We start from the raw sequence: 19,877 nt of genomic DNA, 5'->3' as shown, positions 1-19,877 counted from the left end.
GCACTTAGTTCGCAGCGCATCTCATGAGAATTCTCGGCATCGACCCCGGCTTGCGTGTGACCGGTTTCGGCGTGATCGACCAGAACGGTCATCAGCTCAGCTACGTCGCAAGCGGCGTCATCAAGACCGCCGACGCGGACTTGCCGTCGCGCCTTGGCACCATCTTCGAGGGCATTTCGACGCTGATTCGCCAGCACGCTCCCGATCAGTCGGCGATCGAAAAGGTGTTCGTCAACGTCAATCCTCAATCCACGCTGCTGCTCGGCCAGGCGCGCGGCGCCGCGATCTGCGGGCTGGTGGCGGGCGGCGTGCCGGTGGCCGAGTACACCGCGCTGCAGTTGAAGCAGGCGGTGGTGGGGTATGGCCGCGCCACCAAGGAACAGATGCAGCAGATGGTGGTGCGTCTGCTCAACCTCACCGGCGTGCCCAGCACCGACGCCGCCGACGCGCTCGGCATGGCGATCTGCCACGCCCACGGCGGCAGCACGCTCAACACGCTGGGCGGTATTGCGCCGTCGCTCGCCAAGAAGGGGCTGCGGGTGCGGCGTGGGCGGCTGGTGGGGTAGGACGGGCCCCGGCCATTCGCGGCGCGGCGCATGCCAATCCGGGCGGCTCGCAAATCGGCCGCTCTCAGTGACGGCTTGCCAACGCCAACCGGCAAGCCAAGCCCGCAAACACTGATCCCAGCAGATATTGCGGTAACCGCGACACGCCCCGGCGCCCGGCCGACAGTCTGCGGCTCAGCTTGCTAGCAGTCAGGATGACGGCGCCGTTCACGCACAGGCCGATCAGGTTCAGCACTGTCGCCAGCAACAGGATCTGCAGCGCCACCGAGCCCGCCTCCGGACGCACGAACTGCGGAAACAGCGCGAGCACGAACAACGCCATTTTCGGGTTGAGCAGGTTGGTGAAGAGCCCTTGCCGGAAGATCTTCGCGACCGGATAGCGGCTCATAGACGCGCTCGGCGACAGCACTGTCGCCTCGGCACGAAAAGTCTTCCATGCCAGATATAGCAGGTAGCCGGCGCCCGCGAAGCGCACGACGTCGTAGGCCATCGGCACGGCGAGAAAGAGCTGGGACAGACCGAAGGCCGCGGCCAGCGCATGGCAGTAGGTGCCGGCCTGAATCCCGGCGAGCGAAGCGAAGCCTGCCGCGCGGCCCTGGCTGACGCTGCGCGAGGCGATCAGCAACATGTCGGGACCGGGCGTGGCAGTGAGTGCAAGGCACGCACCGGCAAAGAGAGCGAGAGTCGCAAAGCTCAGCATGAGATGTCCTTTTGGTCAGGGTCGGTTCGGAGCTGGCGCGAACCGTCCAAAAGGGAGGTCAGTGTATTTGACACCCCTCGAAGGGTCAATCCGTGCCACTGAGCCGTCCCAAAGCAAGCCCCTCTGGCCTGCCGCACACAATCACCCGCGCGACCAGGCCGCATACCGGCGCGCTGCGCTACACTCGCCCTTTCTCTCACGATTGAACCCGCCATGATCGGTCGCATTGCCGGCGTCCTGCTGGAAAAAAACCCGCCACACCTGCTCGTCGACTGCAACGGCGTGGGCTACGAAGTCGACGTGCCGATGAGCACGTTCTACAACCTGCCCTCGACCGGTGAACGGGTGGTCCTGCTCACCCAGATGATCGTGCGTGAGGACGCTCACCTGCTGTACGGCTTCGGCACCGCCGAAGAGCGCGCAACCTTCCGCGAGCTGCTGAAGATCACCGGCATCGGCGCACGGATGGCGCTCGCCGTGCTCTCCGGCATGAGCGTGCACGAACTGGCGCAAACCGTCACGCTGCAGGACGCGGCACGTCTCACGCGGGTGCCGGGCATCGGCAAGAAAACCGCGGAGCGGCTGCTGCTCGAACTGAAGGGCAAGCTCGGCGCCGACCTGGGTTCGATGGCTGGCGCAGTGTCGGCCTCCGACCACGCTTCCGACATCCTCAACGCCTTGCTCGCCTTGGGTTACTCGGAAAAAGAAGCCTTGGCAGCCGTCAAGAACGTACCGGCCGGCACCGGGGTATCCGAGGGCATCAAGCTCGCCCTGAAGGCGCTTTCCAAGACCTGACGGGGCGCGGCGCCAGCCCGCCTCCCCGGCCCGGCGTGCGACGGTTAAAGCTTCGCACACCGCGGCCTAAAGCGCACCCTGGCCGTTCGGCCAGCTTCGGCAACGGGCGCCGCGCGGTACAATGCATCCATGATCGAAACCGACAAACTCGCCGCTGAGCGCATCATCGCTGCCACGCCCGTATCGCCGAACGAAGAAGCGTTCGAGCGTGCGTTGCGTCCGCGTCAGCTCGACGAGTACGTCGGGCAGGAAAAGGTGCGCGGCCAGCTGGAAATTTTTATCGAGGCCGCCAAGCGCCGCTCCGAATCGCTCGACCACGTGCTGCTGTTCGGCCCGCCGGGGCTTGGCAAGACCACGCTGGCGCACATCATCGCGCGGGAAATGGGTGTCAATCTGCGGCAAACGTCCGGCCCGGTGCTCGAGCGCGCGGGTGACCTCGCGGCGCTGCTCACCAACCTCGAAAAGAACGACGTGCTGTTCATCGACGAAATCCACCGGCTCTCGCCGGTCGTCGAGGAAATCCTGTACCCGGCGCTCGAGGATTATCAGATCGACATCATGATCGGCGAAGGGCCCGCCGCCCGCAGTGTGAAGCTCGATCTGCAGCCGTTCACGCTGGTCGGCGCCACCACGCGCGCGGGCATGCTGACCAATCCGCTGCGCGACCGCTTCGGCATCGTCTCGCGGCTCGAGTTTTACAACCCCGAGGAACTGGCGCGCATCGTCACGCGTTCGGCGTCGCTGCTCCACGCACAGATTCATCCGGACGGCGCGTTCGAAATCGCCAGGCGCGCCCGCGGCACGCCGCGGATTGCCAACCGCCTGCTGCGCCGCGTGCGCGACTTCGCCGAGGTCAAGGCGGACGGCAATATCACCGCGTCAGTGGCCGACGCCGCGTTGAGAATGCTGGATGTGGACCCGGTCGGCTTCGACCTGATGGACCGCAAGCTGCTTGAAGCGATCCTGCACAAGTTCGACGGCGGTCCGGTGGGGGTGGACAATCTGGCCGCAGCGATCGGTGAAGAGCGTGACACGATTGAAGACGTGCTGGAGCCATATCTGATCCAGCAAGGTTTCTTGCAGCGCACGCCACGTGGCCGCGTCGCCACGCTGCTGACCTATCGTCACTTCGGCCTCGCTGCGCCGGACTCGTCGAGCCCGGTGGCAGGCCTGTGGGATTCGGGCACGCCCTGAATCAGGCGCGTATCGGGCACGCGGAGCGCCTGCACGATATCCGTCCAGACTTCGACGAAGCCGTTCGGCAAAACGGGCCCAGCGCGAGCCCGGCGGCCGTGCGTTTGTCAGTCAGGCCGGCTCCGTCGTTCAAAGCCCGGGCGTGACGATCCTGCGCAGCGTGTCGTCCTCGCTCGGCGCGTCCAGATGCGAGACATCGGCCCACGACTTCACCGTGGCCTTGCCACCGCCATCGAACTCCACCACGTTGACGCTCGTATTGAGCAACGCATAGTCACGCGGCACTTCCAATGAGAGATCGCGTGCAAAGCGGTACACACAGTCGAGCACGCCGCCATGCGCGACGCACGCCACTCGCCCGCCACGGTGTGCCGAGACGATCGGCGCAATCGCATCCATGACGCGACGGTAAAAGGCCCGCATCGACTCGCCTTCCGGCGGCGCGAAACCGGCGTCACGTGTTTGCCAGTGGTCGTACTCGTCGGGGTAGCGCTCCGCGATCTCGTCGCGGTCATAGCCCTGGAACGCGCCGTACGAGCGCTCGCGCAAGCTTTCGCGCAGAGTCAACGGCAGGCCGAGCGCATCGGCAATCGGCTGGGCGGTCTGCTGAGCGCGCTGCAGGTCGCTCGAATAGATTGCGTCGATCCGGCCACCCTGCTGGGCCTCGTCCGCGAGCCGGCGTGCCAGACGTCCGGCCTGCTCGAGGCCGCTTGCGGCGAGCGGAATGTCGATGTGCCCCTGAATGCGCTTGATGCGGTTCCAGTCGGTCTCGCCGTGCCGGATGAAAAGAATCTGTGTGGACATAAGGAGGGAGTGAGCTTCAGGAAGCCTGGGTCTGTAGCCAGAACGTCACAGGCCCGTCGTTGACAAGCGAGACCTGCATATCCGCTCCGAATTCGCCCGTTTCGACAATCGGATGCTTCGCACGGGCCGCGGCGACGAAGTAGTCGAACAGGCGCTTGCCCTCATCGGGCGGCGCCGCCGGCGTGAAGCTCGGGCGCAGGCCGCTGTTGGTATCGGCAGCCAGCGTGAATTGCGACACCAGCAGCAGACCGCCGGCACGCCCAGCTCCGTCGATGTTCTGCACGGACAGATTCATCTTGCCGGCCGCATCGCTGAACACCCGGTAGCCCAGCACCTTGGCGAGCAGCCGGTCGGCCGCCGCTTCGGTGTCGCCACGCTCGGCACACACCAGCGCCAGCAGTCCCGCTTCGATGGCGCCGGTGACACGCTCGCCGACGCGCACTTCCGCGCGCCTGACCCGCTGGATCAGCGCGATCATGCGCGGCGCTCCGGCAGACCAGGCCCGAGACACATGCCGCGGCCCATCAGGCCGTCAAGGTCACGCGTGCGAAGCGGCGCTTGCCGACCTGCACGACATACTCGCCGGCTTCGACCTTCAGCCCCTTATCCGACACGGTCGCGCCGTCGATCTTCACGCCGCCCTGCTCGATATTGCGCAGCGCCTCGCTGGTCGACGGCACCAGGTTTGCCTGCTTGAGCAACTGACCGATCGCGAGCGGTGCACCCGCCAGCGTCACCGCCGGAATATCGTCCGGCACGCCGCCCTTCGCGCGGTGGTTGAAGTCTTCGAGCGCCCGCTCGGCGTCAGCCGGCGAATGGAAGCGCGCGACGATTTCCTGTCCGAGCATCACCTTGAAATCGCGTGGATTGCGCCCCGCCTCGATTTCTTTCTTATAGCCGGCGATCTCGTCCATCGGGCGGAACGACAGCAGTTCGAAGTAACGCCACATGAGGTCATCGGAGATGCTCATCAGCTTGCCGAACATATCGTTCGGCTTTTCGCTGATACCGATGTAGTTGTTCTTGGACTTCGACATCTTCTCGACGCCGTCCAGCCCCTCGAGCAACGGCATGGTCAAGATGCACTGCTGTTCCTGGCCATACTGCTTTTGCAACTCGCGGCCCACCAGCAGGTTGAATTTCTGGTCGGTGCCGCCGAGCTCGAGATCGGCATTGAGCGCAACCGAGTCGTAACCCTGCATCAACGGATACAGGAATTCGTGAATCGAGATCGGCTGGCCGCCTTGATAGCGCTTGGTGAAGTCTTCGCGCTCGAGAATGCGCGCCACCGTGTAGCGCGAGGCCAGCTTGATCATGCCGTCTGCGCCGAGCGGCATCGACCATTCGCTGTTGTAGCGGATCTCGGTCTTCTCGCGATCCAGCACCAGCGCGGCCTGTTCGAAGTAGGTCTTGGCGTTCGACTCGATCTGCTCGCGGGTGAGCGGCGGACGGGTCGCGTTGCGGCCCGACGGATCGCCGATCAGCGAGGTGAAATCGCCGATCAGGAAGATCACCGTATGACCGAGGTCCTGCAACTGGCGCATCTTGTTCAGCACGACGGTATGGCCGATGTGAATGTCGGGCGCCGTCGGGTCGAGACCGAGCTTGATACGCAGCGGCGTGCCGGTGGCCGCGCTCTTCGCGAGCTTCTGTGCGAATTCTTCCTCGATCAGCAGTTCGTCGACGCCGCGCTTGGTGACGGCGAGCGCGTGACGGACTTCGTCGGTGATCGGGAAGGCGGGACTGGGCTTGGAGGTGGGCTCGGTGCTCATGCTGGAACGGGAGGTCGCAAAAACAGAGATTGTCCCATAGATGCGCGCCGCCGCGTCCGCCGATGGCTGCGGAGAGCCGCCGCCGTGTTTAATCATGCCTGCGGGGCTACCTCGTCCGCCGCTGCGCTGCTAATCTGCCAACACGGTTCACAGCGAACGACTGACAGGAGCAGCAACGTGGCGCAAGACAGTACGGCAGACGGCGTCTATCTGGGATTGATGTCGGGCACGAGCATGGACGGCGTAGACGGCGTCGCCGTCGAGTTTGCCAAGGGTAAGCCGCCAGTCGTACTCGCGGAGGCCTTTGTCGGCTTCGCGCAAGGGCTGCGTGAGGCGCTGTTCGGCTTGCAGCACCCCGGCGAGAACGAGATCGAGCGCGAAGCGCTGGCCGCCAATGCGCTCGCCACGCGCTACACGGTGTGCTGCCACGAGCTGCTGCGCGCCGGCAACCTGTCCGCGGGCGAGGTCCGGGCGATCGGCGTGCACGGCCAGACCGTACGGCACCGTCCCGAGAAGGGATACACGCGCCAGATCAACAACCCGGCGCTGCTGGCGGAAATGGCCCACATCGACGTCATCGCGGATTTCCGCAGCCGCGACGTCGCCGCGGGCGGCCAGGGCGCTCCTCTGGTACCGGCGTTTCACGCCACGGTGTTCGGCGCGCCCGGAGAAACGCGCGTGGTATGCAACCTGGGCGGGATCAGCAACATCACGATTCTCAATGCCGCGGGCAGCGTGCGCGGCTTCGATTGCGGGCCGGCCAACGCGCTACTCGACGAGTGGGCGCACCGGCACCTCGGCAAGCCCTATGACGAGAACGGACACTTTGCAGCGGGCGGTCAGGTCAATCGGCCCTTGCTGCACGCACTGCTGGACGAACCGTTCTTTGTAGAACAGCCGCCAAAGAGCACTGGCCGTGACCTGTTCAATCCCGCCTGGCTCGACGCCCGATTGCAGGCGTTCCCTGGCGTGGCGCCCGCCGATGTGCAGGCGACGCTCGTCGCCCTGACGGCTATCACGGTCGCACGGGAGATCGAGCGGCATGCGTCGGATGTCCGCGCGGTCTACGTCTGCGGTGGCGGGGCGCGCAATCCGGTATTGATGGCAGCCATCCAGGCGGCGCTCGAGGACAGCGGCGTGAGCGGCGTTCCGGTGCTGACCACCGAGGCGCTCGGCGTGCCGCCCCACCAGGTGGAACCGCTGGCGTTTGCCTGGCTGGCGATGCGCTGCGTGGCACGCGAACCGGGCAATCTGGCGAGCGTCACAGGCGCCGCCGGCGAGCGCGTGCTAGGTGCGATCTATCCGCGCTAAGAGGCGCTGGAGGGCTCAGCGGGACGCGGTGGAGCGAAGCGAACTCATGCAGCAGAACGGGAGGTATCAAAGAAAAACGGGGCCAAAGCCCCGTTTTCGCATACGACCACTGGTCGAGACTTCTTCGACCGCTTAGACCGAGAACGACGAGCCGCAACCGCAGGTGGTGGTGGCGTTCGGGTTCTTGATGACGAACTGGGCGCCGTTGATGTCGTCCTTATAGTCGATCTCCGCGCCAACCAGGTACTGGTAGCTCATCGAATCGATCAGCAACTGGACGCCGCTCTTGTTCATCACGGTGTCGTCTTCGTTGATGGCTTCGTCAAACGTAAAACCGTATTGAAAGCCCGAGCAGCCGCCACCCTGCACGAATACGCGCAGTTTCAGCTCCGGGTTGCCTTCTTCGTCGATCAGCTGCTTGACCTTGTCAGCCGCTGCGTCGGTAAAAACGAAGGGGCTAGGCATCTCGGTCACGGGGGTGTCGGTGACTGCGTTCATTCGAACTCTCCAAAAAAGCTTCTAGCCGCTATTGTAGGGCCGATCTGAATATCGTGCCGAAGCCCACAAAATCAATGGGTTCTCTTCAGCAAAGACGCCACGCCAAGGCGGCCGACACAGCGCTGCCTTCAGGTACAAGCCGGCGCCACGCGCCAATATGAAAAAAGCCGCCAACGCATACGCGCCGGCGGCTTTTGCAGCGGCCCGGTCCAAAAACCAGGGCGCGCCGAAGCGATTAACGCTTCGAGAATTGCTTCCTGCGGCGTGCCTTGTGGAAGCCGACCTTCTTACGTTCGACTTCACGAGCATCACGCGTGACGAAACCGGCCTTCGACAGTTCCGGCTTCAGCGTTGCGTCGTAGTCCATCAGCGCGCGGGTGATGCCGTGGCGAACCGCACCGGCTTGACCCGTTTCACCGCCACCCGACACGTTGACCTTGATGTCGAACGTGGCTGCGTGGTTCGTGAGTTCCAGCGGCTGACGCACGATCATCAGCGACGTTTCGCGCGAGAAGTAATCGGCGATGGGCTTGCCGTTCACAACGATATCGCCCTTGCCTGCCTTGATGAAGACGCGTGCGACGGCGCTCTTGCGGCGGCCCGTGCCATAGTTCCAGTTACCGATCATGTGGGCTCCCCTTAGATCTCGAGCGCTTTCGGCTGTTGTGCCGAATGCGGATGCGTTGCTTCAGCGTAGACCTTCAGCTTCTTGATCATCGCGTAGCCGAGCGGGCCCTTCGGCAGCATGCCCTTGACCGCCTTCTCGAGCGCACGGCCCGGGAAGCGTTCTTGCATCTTGCCGAACGTCGTTTCATAGATACCGCCCGGGTAGCCCGAGTGGCGATAGTACTTCTTGTCCGTGGTCTTGTTACCCGTGACCTTCAGCTTGCCGGCGTTGATAACGATGATGAAATCACCGGTGTCGACGTGCGGAGTGAATTCAGGCTTGTGCTTGCCGCGAAGACGGTGTGCCACTTCGCTGGCGACACGCCCGAGAACCTTATCCGTCGCGTCAATCACGTACCATTCACGCGTAACCTCATGGGCTTTTGCGGAAAACGTCTTCATGATCGATCCAAAAATAATTGCTGCGCCCTGTGTTTTTTCCTGCTTGTAATGTGCGCATCGAGGCGCGTGCAGGCTCTCCCTGTTCTTCCTCCGCGGGCACGAATGCGGAAAAGCCTTGAATTATAGAGGAAATTCCCGTCCCAAGTCAAAGCCTGAGACAACCGGCGAGAGCGGGCGAAAAAAAACCCGAACGAGCGGTTCGGGTTTAATCCACCAATGGAGGAGGGTGGAGGAGACATGCGGAGGTTGCCGAACTGCGACAACCAATGGAACCGATTATATGAGCCGACCTTGTGCGACGCAAGAATATTTGCATTACGAAATGCAACACCACAATATGAAATCTCCGCAACCAACAAAAATCTTTCGAAAACTCAATACAAATCAATGATATAGACGCGGAGCACCGCGCTTTTTTCATCAAAAAACTAGAGTAAAACCCCTAACTACATCAGGGCAATCCCGCACCGCCAAACCATGCCGCACCGCAACACGCAAGGCATCAACGAGCATAACGGCGCGCCGGAGTGCCCTCGGGCGAACACGCAGGCATCGGGCTACAATGCCATCTCGAATACAAGGCAATGCGAGCTGGGGTATAGGCATGGAATGCAAAGTAAGCTGGATGGGGCAGGACGGCATGGCGTTCGCCGCCGAAACGGGTAGCGGCCATCTTGTCGCCATGGACGGCGCACCGGAAGGCGGCGGCCGCAATCTGGCCCCGCGGCCGATGGAAATGGTGCTGCTCGGCACCGGCGGCTGCACCGCGTACGACGTGGTGATGATCCTGAAGAAGAGCCGTCAGGAAATCGCCGGCTGCTCGGTGACGCTGAAGGCCGAACGGGCCAGCGAAGATCCGAAAGTGTTCACGAAGATCCACTTCCATTTCACCGTGACCGGCAAGAACCTGAATCCGGCCACGGTCGAACGGGCGATCAACCTTTCGCACGACAAATACTGCTCGGCGTCCATCATGATCGCCAAGACCGCCGAACTGACGCACTCGTTCGATATCGTCGCGGGCTAAGCCGCCCGGCGGCATGGAACTGCGGTACCAAAAGGAAATGCCGGCATCCTCACGGATGCCGGCATTTTTCTGTTCAGCGGCAAAGCAGGCCGATAAGCCGGATTCTGTGCACACGCCGCGCCGAAGCGCCGCGCGCGTGGCAGCCATTCCTCTAGGCGCGCCATTGCTGACGCGCTCAAGCTTCCTACCCGCAGACGTGACGGGGGCCCCATCCTGCATCTCGAAGATGCTAGCCTGCCTACTTGGAATTGCTCCGGGTGGAGGTTACCGTGCCGGTCTGCCTCACAGCAGCCGCGGTGCGCTCTTACCGCACCGTTTCACCCTTACCTGATCCCGGCTTGCGCCGGGCCATCGGCGGTTTGCTTTCTGTTGCCCTGTTCCGCGTGTTGCCACGGATGGCCGTTAGCCATCACCCTGCCCTATGGAGTCCGGACTTTCCTCGCCCTCTTTGACCGAAGCCGCAGAGGCCGCGACTGCCTGACCTACTTTGCTGGCGGCGATTTTAACACTACCGGTCCAACGGGCCGTGGGCGGCGATGAAATAGCCATGCTGCGCCTCGGCCCGTGGAAGCGCGCACGTTTCGCGCCACGCGCCCCAGGGTTGCCGAATACTGCTTGCGGTCTAACGCGTGCGGCGTCCCGCGCGAAACACAGCAGGGTCGTCGTAGAACGATGGCGCTTCGTTTTCGGGCCACCAGCCTGGAATGCCCAGTACCGGAAGCGGCGCGAACACGCGGCCAGTCAATTGCTCCGTGGACAAAAGCTCAGCGCTGACCGCTTTGTCAAGCCACGCATCGCGCACCTCCGTGGGCCATGAGAAGTATTCAGGAGGTACGTCGACCATCCACGTATGGCCGGTGCACGCCTTATATGGCGAGATCAGCTTTTCCAGCAGCGCATGGCCGAAGCAGCGCACCTCGCAACGTGCGCCCCACGCCGCACGATTGGCGATCAGCAACGTTGGCCAGTCAAAGCCTCGCAATGCATTGCTGAGCGCTGGGTCGGCGCAGGCGAAGAGCAGCGCATTCTCGTCGAACAGGGTCAGCGCGTCGCGCACGCCGCCACGCGTCGGGCCGACGCCCAAGGTGTCGATGGCCGCGGACTGCCGCGTATTCAGCGCCGCCTTGATGCGCGGGAACGCGAACCAGACCGATGCGTTGAAGAAGTCGTGCAGGTTATGACGGGTCGGCACACAGCCAGTAGCCGCAATGTGCGCCTCATAGGCGGCGCCTTCCGGCAAATCGTCCTGAGCGATGAACGCGAGCCGCTGTCCACGGCCCGTGATCTGACAGGACTGCTGCGCATCGGCATTCATTTCAGCAAGCAGCGCGGCGTAGCTCGTCAGTGCAGCCTGTTGCCAGCGTTCGCCGCGCGCGGCGAACTGGGCAAACCACGGCTGCGACCAGTCGATATCAGCAAAACCGCCTGGCTTGCGTGCCGCGTCCTGCGCCCTCACCCGCCTCTCCGCCCCTGCCCCGGCCTCAGACCAGCCGCCAGCCGATCGTCTCGCCGCCGCGCAACGGCACGACCGGCGTATCGCCGACCGGTAGTTCCGCCGGCAAAGTCCATTGCTCGCGGCGCAGCGTCACCTGCTCACTGGCGCGCGGCAGACCGTAGAAATCCGCGCCGAAGAAGCTCGCGAAGCCTTCGAGCTTGTCGAGCGCGCCGGCGTGATCGAACGCTTCCGCGTACAGCTCAAGCGCATGCAGCGCCGTGTAGCAGCCGGCGCAGCCGCAGGCATGCTCCTTCAGCCCCTTTGGATGCGGCGCGCTATCCGTGCCGAGGAAGAAGCGCGGATTACCCGAGGTTGCCGCCTCGACCAGCGCCACGCGATGCGTTTCGCGCTTGAGCACAGGCAGGCAGTAGTAGTGCGGACGAATGCCGCCCTGGAAGATCGCATTGCGGTTGTACAGCAGATGGTGCGCGGTGATCGTCGCACCCAGCAGCCCCGGCGCCACGCCGGCTTCGCGGATATAGTCCACCGCGTCTTTGGTCGTGATGTGTTCGAACACCACCTTCAGCGCCGGGAACGCGCGGCGCAGCGGCGTCATCACACGGTCGATAAACACTTTCTCGCGGTCGAACAGGTCGATCGCGGCATCCGTCACCTCGCCATGCACGAGCAGCGGCATGCCGGTCTCCTGCATGACTTCAAGCGTCTTCGCGCACTTCATGATGTCGGTGACGCCCGCGTCCGAATTGGTCGTGGCGCCCGCCGGATACAGCTTCACCCCATGCACGAAGCCGCTTTCACGCGCCCGGCGGATTTCGTCGGGCGGCGTGTTGTCGGTGAGGTACAGCGTCATCAGCGGCTCGAACTTCACGCCGGCCGGAATCGCGGCCACGATACGCTCGCGGTAAGCCTGCGCCATTGCCGTGGTGGTGACCGGCGGCTTCAGGTTCGGCATGATGATCGCGCGGCCGAACTGGCGCGCGGTGTGCGGCAGGACCGCAGCCAGCATCGCGCCGTCGCGCACGTGCAAATGCCAGTCGTCGGGGCGGGCGAGCGTCAGGGAATCGAGAGAAGCAGTGGAGGCAGTCATGGCGTGAAGTTGACCAACCCGGCGCCGCGGCAGCAGCATTGACGTGGACAAACCGCAACGTTGCGGCATATACATAGGTCAATTTAGCTATTTGACGCGCCTGGCTCGGTGATATGCTTGGAAATCATCATTGTAACGGCTTGCGCCCAGACGGGCCGGCCGTTAAAACGCTCCGCTTCAGCATCATGTGCCAACTTCTCGGAATGAACTGCGCCGCGCCGACGGACGTCACGTTCTCGTTCACCGGCTTTGCGGCGCGCGGCGGCGTCACCGATCACCACGCCGACGGCTGGGGGATCGCCTTCTTCGAAGACAAAGCTTGCCGCCTCTTCATCGACCATCAATCGTCGGCCACCTCGCCGATCGCCGAGATGGTCAAGCGCTACCCGATCAAGTCGAAAAACACCATTGCGCACATTCGCAAGGCGACGCAAGGGCACATCCAGCTGGAAAACTGCCATCCGTTCATGCGCGAGCTGTGGGGCCGGCACTGGATCTTTGCGCACAATGGCGACCTGAAAAACTATTCACCGTTTCTGACCGGCGTCTACCAGCCGGTCGGCACCACCGATAGCGAACTCGCGTTCTGCGCGTTGCTGCAAGGTCTGCGTAAGGCCTTCCCCACCACGCAGCCGCCTCTCGACGAACTGTTTGCGGTGCTCGGCACGCTCACGCGCGAGATCACCCAGTTCGGCGTGTTCAACTTTTTGATGTCAAACGGCCAGGCGCTGTTTGCGCATTGTTCGACCAACCTGCACTACATCGTGCGCCGCTGGCCGTTCTCGACGGCGCATCTGGTCGACGCGGACGTGTCGATCGATTTCGCCAAGTACACCACGCCAGAAGACCGCGTCGCTGTCATCGCCACCCAGCCGCTGACCGATAACGAAGTGTGGACCGCGTTCAAACCCGGCGACCTGCTGATGTTCCAGCACGGCGAAGTGGTCGGCCGCGTGAATGTGCCGGTGCCGCCGTGCGTGCTCGATAAGCTGCGTAACCCGGCCCTGGACGCGTCGGCCTCGGCATCCGCTGTGACGGCGTCCATTCATCCCACGCCGGTGCTTGAGCCGGTCACGCTCGACGTAGAAGCGGCAGATGACGCCGCAGCGTTTGAGTCCTGACTGAGTCCCGACTGCCTGACTGACCTGCGCGTGCAACGCACGCGATTGGCAAGTACTTGCCTGATATGGAAAAGCCGCTCACGGAGCGGCTTTTTCTTTCTTGTCCTACGCGCCCGGCCCGGCAGCACCCGAGCCTTGCTCAGTGCAGGATCTTCGCCAGAAAATCCTTGGCCCGATCCGACTTCGGATTGGCAAAGAAATCTTCCTTGCGGTCGTCTTCGACGATCAAGCCCTTGTCCATGAAGATCACGCGGTGCGCGACTTTCCTGGCAAAACCCATTTCGTGCGTCACGCACATCATGGTCATGCCTTCCTGTGCCAGTTCGACCATCACGTCGAGCACTTCGTTGATCATCTCCGGATCAAGCGCCGAGGTCGGTTCGTCGAACAGCATGGCGATCGGGTCCATGGAAAGCGCGCGGGCAATCGCCACGCGCTGCTGCTGACCACCGGACAACTGGCCGGGGAACTTGTCCGCATGCGCACGCAGTCCGACGCGGTCCAGCAGCTTGAGCGCCTTTTCCGCTGCTTCGTCCTTCGAACGGCCCAGCACCTTGATCTGCGCAAGGGTCAGGTTTTCCGTGATCGACAGATGCGGGAACAGTTCGAAATGCTGGAACACCATGCCGACTTTCGCACGCAGCTTCGACAGATTGGTTTTCTTGTCGCCAACCGATTGTCCATCAATGGTGATCTCGCCTTTCTGGAACGGCTCGAGGCCGTTGACCGTCTTGATGAGCGTGGACTTGCCCGAGCCGGACGGGCCGCACACCACCACCACTTCACCCTTTTTGACTTCCGTCGAGCAGTCGGTCAGTACCTGGAACTGGCCGTACCACTTCGAAACGTTCTTGATCGAAATCATCTTGCTACCTTTTCTGAAGACCTTTGACGAAGCTTGACGCGATCACGCAGACCGCGAAATAACACGCGCCCACGAACAGTACCATTTCGATGTCCGTGCCGTCACGGTCGCCAATATTAGCGGCAGCGCGGAAGAAACCGGCGCGGGGCTTACCGGGCACGGCTTCCGGCTAGTCAATGGGCTTGTCGTTCGGGTTTTTGAAGAGCGCCCTGATCTCGTCGTTTTCCGGAAAGTTCAGGTTCAGGCCTTTGGGGGGAATCGGCGACTCGAACCACTTCTTGTAGATCTGGTCAGCCTCACCCGAGGTTTCGACCGTCGCGATTGCACCGTCAACCACTTTTTTGAACTCAGGATCGTTCTTGCGCATCATGCAACCGTACGCCTCACGCGACTGTGGCGCTCCGACGATCACGAATTCGCCCTGATTGCTCGATTTCGCACGCTCGCCCGCGAGCAGCGCATCGTCCATCATGAACGCGGAGGCGCGGCCCTTGGCGAGCGTCTCGAACGCCTCCTCGTGGTCCTTCGCGCTGATGATATTCATGCCCATGCCCTTCTCCTGGTTCATCTTGCGCAGGAGACGCTCCGAGGTCGTGCCGGCCGTCGTCACCACTGTCTTGCCCTTGAGGTTGGGCCAGTCCTTGATGCCCGAATCTCTCCTGGTCATCAGGCGGGTCCCAATCACGAAGATCGTGTTCGAAAACGCGACCTGCTGCTCACGTTCGGTGTTGTTGGTGGTCGAACCGCATTCGAGGTCGACGGTGCCGTTCTGCACCAGCGGAATACGGTTTTGCGGTGTGACCGGGGTCAGCCTGACGTTCAGCTCAGGCATACCGAGCTTCTGCCTGACCGCGGCCACGATGTTCATCATGAACTCATGCGAGTAACCAATGACGTTCTGCTGGTCGTCGTAGTACGAAAATGGGATCGATGATTCGCGATAGCCAAGGGAAATAGCGCCCGTATCCTTGATTTTTTTCAGCGTACCGGTTTCCTGCGCATGCGCGCCAACTGCGAACATTCCTAGCATCGCAACCAGCAGCGCAGCTTTCCTGACCTTCATTGATGATCTCCTGTCGACCGCAGTTGGCGCTTTAGCGCTTACTCTGCTCCCATGCAAAGCTCGGCAAAGAACCCGTACCTGCCCGGTACCGTAATTGAATTGAAAATTTCACTGCTGCACAACTGCTGACAGGGTACCTTGCCAAGCCCTTCACGCGCATCTATGTCTCGCATCTATGTCCATACCCGGGGCCAATGCACGAATAAAAAAACGGGCGGCATCTTTGCGATGCCGCCCGCCGACAAGATCCGCAGTCCTGTGAACCGCGTTAGCTACAAGGGAAACTAAAGGGAACCTGAGGGGAAACCGAAACTAGACGATCACGGATACAGGCCGCGCAGCTCGCGCGCTTCGAGGATGCGCTTGCAAGCCACGATAAACGCCGCCGTGCGCACCGAAACCTTCTGTTCGCTCGACACTTGCCACACCGCGGCAAACGCTTCGCGCATCACGCGCTCAAGACGCTGGTTGATCTCGTCTTCGGTCCAGAAGAAGCTCGAGAAGTCCTGCACCCATTCGAAGTACGACACGGTCACGCCGCCGGCATTCGCCACCACGTCCGGGATCACGAGGATGCCCTTGTCGTGCAGGATGTCATCCGCGGCCGTCGTGGTCGGGCCGTTTGCGCCTTCAACCACAATCTTCGTCTTGATCTTGCTGGCGTTCTTTTCGGTGATCTGGTTTTCCAGCGCGGCCGGAATCAGGATGTCCGATTCGACGGTCCAGAAATCTTCGCTCGCAATCGCGTCCGCTTCCGGGAAGCCACCCACGCCGCCGTGCTTGGCCACGTGGTCGAGCAGTGCAACCGCGTCGATACCCGTCGACTTGTGGATCGTGCCCGTGTGGTCCTGCACCGCGACGAGCTTCGAACCGGCTTCCTGGAACAGGCGTGCCGCAATGCCGCCCACGTTACCGAAACCTTGCACGGCGATGCGTGCGCCTTCGATGTCGACACCGATGCGGCGCGCCGCTTCCGATGCCACCACGAACACGCCGCGGCCGGTTGCTTCGCGACGGCCGAGCGAGCCGCCGAGCGTGATCGGCTTGCCGGTCACCACGCCCGTAGCCGTTTGGCCCTGGTTCATCGAGTACGTGTCCATCATCCACGCCATGATCTGCTCGTTCGTGTTCACGTCCGGCGCGGGGATGTCGGTGTTCGGTCCGATGATGATGCCGATTTCGCTGGTGTAGCGGCGCGTGACGCGCTCGAGCTCACCACGCGAGAGGGTGCGCGGATCGACGCGGATACCGCCCTTGGCGCCACCGTAAGGCACGTTCACGGCTGCGTTCTTGACCGACATCCATGCGGACAGCGCCATCACTTCCGACAGCGTCACGTCCTGGTGGTAACGCACGCCACCCTTGCCCGGACCACGCGACACGTTGTGCTGCACGCGATAGCCTTCGAAGTGAGCCACCGTGCCGTTATCGAGTTCGATAGGCACGTCGACCACGAGGATGCGCTTCGGGCGCTTGAGGGTTTCGAGCCAGCGCGACAGCGAACCGAGATACGGCGCGACGCGATCGACCTGACGCAGGTAATTGCCCCAAGGGCCGAGGTTGTCGCTATTCAGATACGACGGGACGGATTGCAACGACGATGCGGACTGCGGTTGGGATGACATGAACGCTCCAAGCGTTTTGACCGAATGCCGCCATTGTCGAAAAAGGCCAATTTGAAATCCAATGCCGTTTGGTCATCCCGTTATGTCTTTCTTGCATAACGTTAAAATTCTGCAAAAAGCTGTCGCATAAGGCGCAAGAATGCGCCAGGCCCGCGCCGCGCGATTCGGCGTGCATGGCGTATGCAATGGGCTTGCGGCGGGCTTACGCCGCGCCTTGGGCCAGCTCGCCAGTAACCGTGTCCCAGAGCTTGCGCACCAGCACCTGGCGCGGATCGTCGCCCTGCGCCGCGAGCTTGTCGCGATACAGGCGGATCTCCATGGTCAGCGTGAACTGCCCTTCGGTCGTGCCGCGCGCCGCGCGATCGAGACGGATCAGCTTGCCGTCGGCCACCGCATCTTCAACCGCGCTATGCGGCAGGAAAGCGATACCGTGGCCCGCCAGCGCCATCGCCTTGAGCCCCTCGGCCATGTCCGTTTCATAGAGACGATCGAGCGACAGGCGGGCCGGCGCATTGGCGATAATCACCTCGGTCATGCGGCCGAGATAGGCGTTCGGTGTGTACGAGAGATAAGGCACCGGCTCGTCGGGCGCGCCCGGCAAGGTGTAGCGCGGCCGCCCGGAGCGGCCCGGCGCCGAGAACGGGCTGATCGGTTCGAGGCCGAGCGTGAGCATGTCGTAGCGGGCCGGGTCGAGCGCGACCGGATGGCTCGGATGATGATAGCCCATCACCAGATCGCAGCCGCCCTCCACCAGCGAGAGCACCGCGTCATGCACGTTCAGCGCGCGCAGACGGGTATGCACGGGCCCCAACTGCGCCTCGATGCGTTGCAGCCAGCGCGGAAAATACGTCAGCGAGAGCGTGTGCGGCACCGCAAACTCAATCGTCGCGGCCGGCGTCGCCGTGTGGCCGCGCAACAGCGTGCGCGCTTCATGGAACTGCGAGAGCATCGCCAGCGCCTGCTCATAGAACACCTGGCCGGCCGCCGTGAGGCGCGTCGGATAAACCGAGCGGTCGATCAGTTCCGTGCCGAGCCAGGCTTCCAGCGCCTGGATCCGCCGCGAGAAAGCCGGCTGCGTGACGTGCCGCAATTCCGCGGAGCGGCTAAAGCTGCGGGTTTCCGCGAGCGAAACGAAGTCTTCGAGCCATTTCAGTTCCATGCGGAGCGTGCGGCCGGCAGGAGAGGAGAAGACAGCATTCTAGCGGGGCGGTGCCCGGGCCGCGAGGTTCGAGGCTTCGGGAGCCGACCGGACCGGTCCATCCGTCCGCCCTGCGGAATCAGGGCCTGGCGCCGCCCAGTGGTAAAATTCGAGATTCCCCCCGTTTTCGATCTGCTCACCGAGCGCTCACGCCTCCATCATGTCCGACACCCGCCCCGATACCCTGTTCGCGCTGACCGCGCTCTCCCCGCTCGACGGCCGCTATGCCTCGAAAACCGAAGCCCTGCGTGACTGGCTCTCGGAAGCCGCGTTCATGCGTCATCGTGTGACGGTCGAAATCCATTGGCTGATTGCACTGTCGCACGCCGGCTTCGCCGAAGTGCCGCGCTTCTCCGAAGCGTCCGAACAGTTCCTGCTGCAACTGGCCGAGCGCTTCACCGCGCACGACGCCGCACGCATCAAGGAAATCGAACGCGTCACCAATCATGATGTGAAGGCTGTCGAATACTGGCTCAAGGAATCGGTGAAGGGTCAGCCGGAACTGGAACGCGCAAGCGAATTCATCCACTTCGCCTGCACCTCGGAAGACATCAACAACACCTCGCACGGCCTGATGCTGGCCGGCGCCCGCGAACATGTGATCGTGCCGGCGCTGCGCTCGGTGCATGCGCGCCTCGTCGCACTGGCGCACGCGCAAGCCGAGCAGCCGCTGCTCTCGCGCACGCACGGCCAGCCCGCCAGCCCGACCACGCTCGGCAAGGAAATCGCCAACGTCGCGGCGCGTCTCGCACGGGCAATCGAGCGCATCGAAAAGGTGGAACTGCTTGGCAAGATGAATGGCGCAGTGGGCAACTTCAACGCGCATCTGTCCGCCTATCCTGACTTCGACTGGGAAGCGTTCTCGCGCAACGTGGTCGAGCAGCGCCTGAAGCTCACGTTCAACCCGTACACGATCCAGATCGAACCGCACGACTACATGGCCGAGCTGTTCGACGCGGTGTCGCGTGCCAACACGATCCTGCTGGATCTGGACCGCGACGTGTGGGGCTACATTTCGCTCGGCTATTTCAAGCAGCGTCTGAAGGCCGGCGAAATCGGCTCGTCGACGATGCCGCACAAGGTCAACCCGATCGACTTCGAAAACTCCGAAGGCAATCTGGGTCTCGCGAACGCGACGTTGCGCCATCTGGCCGACAAGCTGCCGATCTCGCGCTGGCAACGTGACCTGACCGATTCGACGGTGCTGCGCAATATCGGTGTTGCGTTCGGTTATTCGCTGCTCGCGTACGACGCGCTGATCCGCGGTCTGGACAAGCTCGAAGTCAACCCGGCCCGTCTGAACGAAGACCTGGACGAGTGCTGGGAAGTGCTGGCTGAGCCGGTGCAAACGGTGATGCGTCGCTATGGCATCGAGAATCCGTATGAGCAATTGAAGGAACTCACGCGCGGCAAGGGCATTACGCGCGAGGCGCTGCAGGCGTTCATCGGCGGGTTGAGTATTCCTGCCGATGCGAAGGAGCGTCTGCTGGCGATGACGCCGGCTTCGTATGTTGGTAAGGCGATTGAGTTGGCGAAGCGGATTGCTTAAGTGGACTGCCTAAGTGGATTGCCTAAGCGGACTGCCTAAGCTGAGCCGTCACCGCTGCAGTTAGCCCAGGCGTCAGAGGTACTAGCCCGGGAGTCAATGCCGTTCAGTCAAAAACTGAACGGCATTTTTGTTTCCGGCGCGGCCTGTTCGCTGCGCCCCGCCCCGCCCAGGTATTTCC

The 19,877-nt window shown here is 62.8% G+C and carries 20 protein-coding genes, 1 other RNA gene and 1 pseudogene; 7 read left to right on the top strand and 15 right to left on the bottom strand.

Annotation, left to right across the window (positions count from 1 at the left end):
- Positions 1–23 precede the first annotated feature (23 nt).
- Positions 24–566 (top strand): crossover junction endodeoxyribonuclease RuvC, encoded by a 543-nt coding sequence (gene ruvC, locus FFS45_RS23785; RefSeq protein WP_137957081.1) that lies wholly within the window; start codon positions 24–26, stop codon positions 564–566.
- 64 nt (positions 567–630) lie between these two features.
- Here ruvC and FFS45_RS23780 read toward each other — a convergent pair whose 3' ends face one another.
- On the bottom strand, positions 631–1,266 hold the full coding sequence (locus FFS45_RS23780) for a LysE family translocator (protein ID WP_137957080.1): 636 nt from the start codon (positions 1,264–1,266) through the stop codon (positions 631–633).
- 213 nt (positions 1,267–1,479) lie between these two features.
- Between FFS45_RS23780 and ruvA the strand changes: the two genes are divergently transcribed.
- On the top strand, positions 1,480–2,061 hold the full coding sequence (gene ruvA, locus FFS45_RS23775; RefSeq protein ID WP_137957079.1) for a Holliday junction branch migration protein RuvA: 582 nt from the start codon (positions 1,480–1,482) through the stop codon (positions 2,059–2,061).
- A 129-nt stretch (positions 2,062–2,190) separates the two neighbouring features.
- A complete protein-coding gene (ruvB, locus tag FFS45_RS23770) occupies positions 2,191–3,255 on the top strand; it encodes a Holliday junction branch migration DNA helicase RuvB (protein WP_137957078.1) in 1,065 nt (354 codons plus the stop codon).
- Between the two features lie 129 nt (positions 3,256–3,384).
- Here ruvB and FFS45_RS23765 read toward each other — a convergent pair whose 3' ends face one another.
- The 3 genes from FFS45_RS23765 to tyrS are packed head-to-tail and all read right to left on the bottom strand — an operon-like array spanning position 3,385 to position 5,831.
- Positions 3,385–4,059, bottom strand: a complete 675-nt coding sequence (locus tag FFS45_RS23765; RefSeq protein WP_137957077.1) for a histidine phosphatase family protein — start codon at positions 4,057–4,059, stop codon at positions 3,385–3,387.
- Between the two features lie 16 nt (positions 4,060–4,075).
- Complete coding sequence (dtd, locus tag FFS45_RS23760) at positions 4,076–4,537, bottom strand: D-aminoacyl-tRNA deacylase (RefSeq protein WP_137957076.1); 462 nt, start codon at positions 4,535–4,537, stop codon at positions 4,076–4,078.
- Between the two features lie 46 nt (positions 4,538–4,583).
- Positions 4,584–5,831 (bottom strand): tyrosine--tRNA ligase, encoded by a 1,248-nt coding sequence (tyrS, locus tag FFS45_RS23755; RefSeq protein WP_137957075.1) that lies wholly within the window; start codon positions 5,829–5,831, stop codon positions 4,584–4,586.
- 177 nt (positions 5,832–6,008) lie between these two features.
- Between tyrS and FFS45_RS23750 the strand changes: the two genes are divergently transcribed.
- The gene (locus FFS45_RS23750) at positions 6,009–7,142 is read left to right on the top strand and encodes an anhydro-N-acetylmuramic acid kinase (RefSeq protein ID WP_137957074.1); all 1,134 of its coding nucleotides are present in this window, start codon (positions 6,009–6,011) and stop codon (positions 7,140–7,142) included.
- Positions 7,143–7,274: 132 nt separating this feature from the next.
- Here FFS45_RS23750 and erpA read toward each other — a convergent pair whose 3' ends face one another.
- The 3 genes from erpA to rplM form a co-directional block, all read right to left on the bottom strand.
- A complete protein-coding gene (gene erpA, locus FFS45_RS23745) occupies positions 7,275–7,640 on the bottom strand; it encodes an iron-sulfur cluster insertion protein ErpA (RefSeq protein ID WP_117335900.1) in 366 nt (121 codons plus the stop codon).
- A 235-nt stretch (positions 7,641–7,875) separates the two neighbouring features.
- Positions 7,876–8,268: a 30S ribosomal protein S9 gene (gene rpsI / locus FFS45_RS23740; RefSeq protein WP_137957073.1), complete on the bottom strand. Its 393-nt coding sequence runs from the start codon at positions 8,266–8,268 to the stop codon at positions 7,876–7,878.
- 11 nt (positions 8,269–8,279) lie between these two features.
- Entirely contained in the window at positions 8,280–8,708 is a 429-nt protein-coding gene (rplM, locus tag FFS45_RS23735; protein ID WP_007587440.1) for a 50S ribosomal protein L13, read from the bottom strand.
- 604 nt (positions 8,709–9,312) lie between these two features.
- Here rplM and FFS45_RS23725 point away from each other — a divergent pair.
- Entirely contained in the window at positions 9,313–9,735 is a 423-nt protein-coding gene (locus tag FFS45_RS23725) for an OsmC family protein (RefSeq protein WP_105509556.1), read from the top strand.
- Between the two features lie 77 nt (positions 9,736–9,812).
- Here FFS45_RS23725 and rnpB read toward each other — a convergent pair.
- The 3 genes from rnpB to pyrC form a co-directional block, all read right to left on the bottom strand.
- Positions 9,813–10,224, bottom strand: an RNA gene (gene rnpB, locus FFS45_RS23720) — RNase P RNA component class A.
- 133 nt (positions 10,225–10,357) lie between these two features.
- Positions 10,358–11,191, bottom strand: a complete 834-nt coding sequence (locus FFS45_RS23715) for a DUF3025 domain-containing protein (protein WP_137957071.1) — start codon at positions 11,189–11,191, stop codon at positions 10,358–10,360.
- A gap of 25 nt (positions 11,192–11,216) precedes the next feature.
- Positions 11,217–12,278 (bottom strand): dihydroorotase, encoded by a 1,062-nt coding sequence (gene pyrC / locus FFS45_RS23710; RefSeq protein WP_137957070.1) that lies wholly within the window; start codon positions 12,276–12,278, stop codon positions 11,217–11,219.
- A gap of 185 nt (positions 12,279–12,463) precedes the next feature.
- Between pyrC and FFS45_RS23705 the strand changes: the two genes are divergently transcribed.
- Entirely contained in the window at positions 12,464–13,399 is a 936-nt protein-coding gene (locus FFS45_RS23705; protein ID WP_137957069.1) for a class II glutamine amidotransferase, read from the top strand.
- Positions 13,400–13,538: 139 nt separating this feature from the next.
- Here FFS45_RS23705 and FFS45_RS23700 read toward each other — a convergent pair whose 3' ends face one another.
- The 5 genes and pseudogenes from FFS45_RS23700 to FFS45_RS23680 form a co-directional block, all read right to left on the bottom strand.
- Positions 13,539–14,264, bottom strand: a complete 726-nt coding sequence (locus FFS45_RS23700; RefSeq protein ID WP_137957068.1) for an amino acid ABC transporter ATP-binding protein — start codon at positions 14,262–14,264, stop codon at positions 13,539–13,541.
- Between the two features lie 4 nt (positions 14,265–14,268).
- A pseudogene (locus FFS45_RS23695) lies at positions 14,269–14,406 on the bottom strand (amino acid ABC transporter permease); the annotation flags it as partial.
- A gap of 27 nt (positions 14,407–14,433) precedes the next feature.
- Positions 14,434–15,327: a glutamate/aspartate ABC transporter substrate-binding protein gene (locus tag FFS45_RS23690; RefSeq protein ID WP_137957067.1), complete on the bottom strand. Its 894-nt coding sequence runs from the start codon at positions 15,325–15,327 to the stop codon at positions 14,434–14,436.
- A 320-nt stretch (positions 15,328–15,647) separates the two neighbouring features.
- Entirely contained in the window at positions 15,648–16,952 is a 1,305-nt protein-coding gene (locus FFS45_RS23685; protein WP_137957066.1) for a Glu/Leu/Phe/Val dehydrogenase, read from the bottom strand.
- A 202-nt stretch (positions 16,953–17,154) separates the two neighbouring features.
- Positions 17,155–18,111 (bottom strand): LysR family transcriptional regulator, encoded by a 957-nt coding sequence (locus tag FFS45_RS23680; protein WP_137957065.1) that lies wholly within the window; start codon positions 18,109–18,111, stop codon positions 17,155–17,157.
- A gap of 199 nt (positions 18,112–18,310) precedes the next feature.
- Here FFS45_RS23680 and purB point away from each other — a divergent pair, with 199 nt between their 5' ends.
- A complete protein-coding gene (gene purB, locus FFS45_RS23675; RefSeq protein ID WP_137957064.1) occupies positions 18,311–19,699 on the top strand; it encodes an adenylosuccinate lyase in 1,389 nt (462 codons plus the stop codon).
- The last annotated feature ends 178 nt before the right edge of the window (positions 19,700–19,877 follow it).

The sequence above is a fragment of the Burkholderia sp. 4M9327F10 genome (assembly GCF_005503145.1).
Taxonomy (GTDB): Bacteria; Pseudomonadota; Gammaproteobacteria; order Burkholderiales; family Burkholderiaceae; genus Paraburkholderia.
The sequence above is the reverse complement of the archived record's forward strand: the minus strand, read 5'-3'. Positions and strand labels throughout refer to the sequence as shown.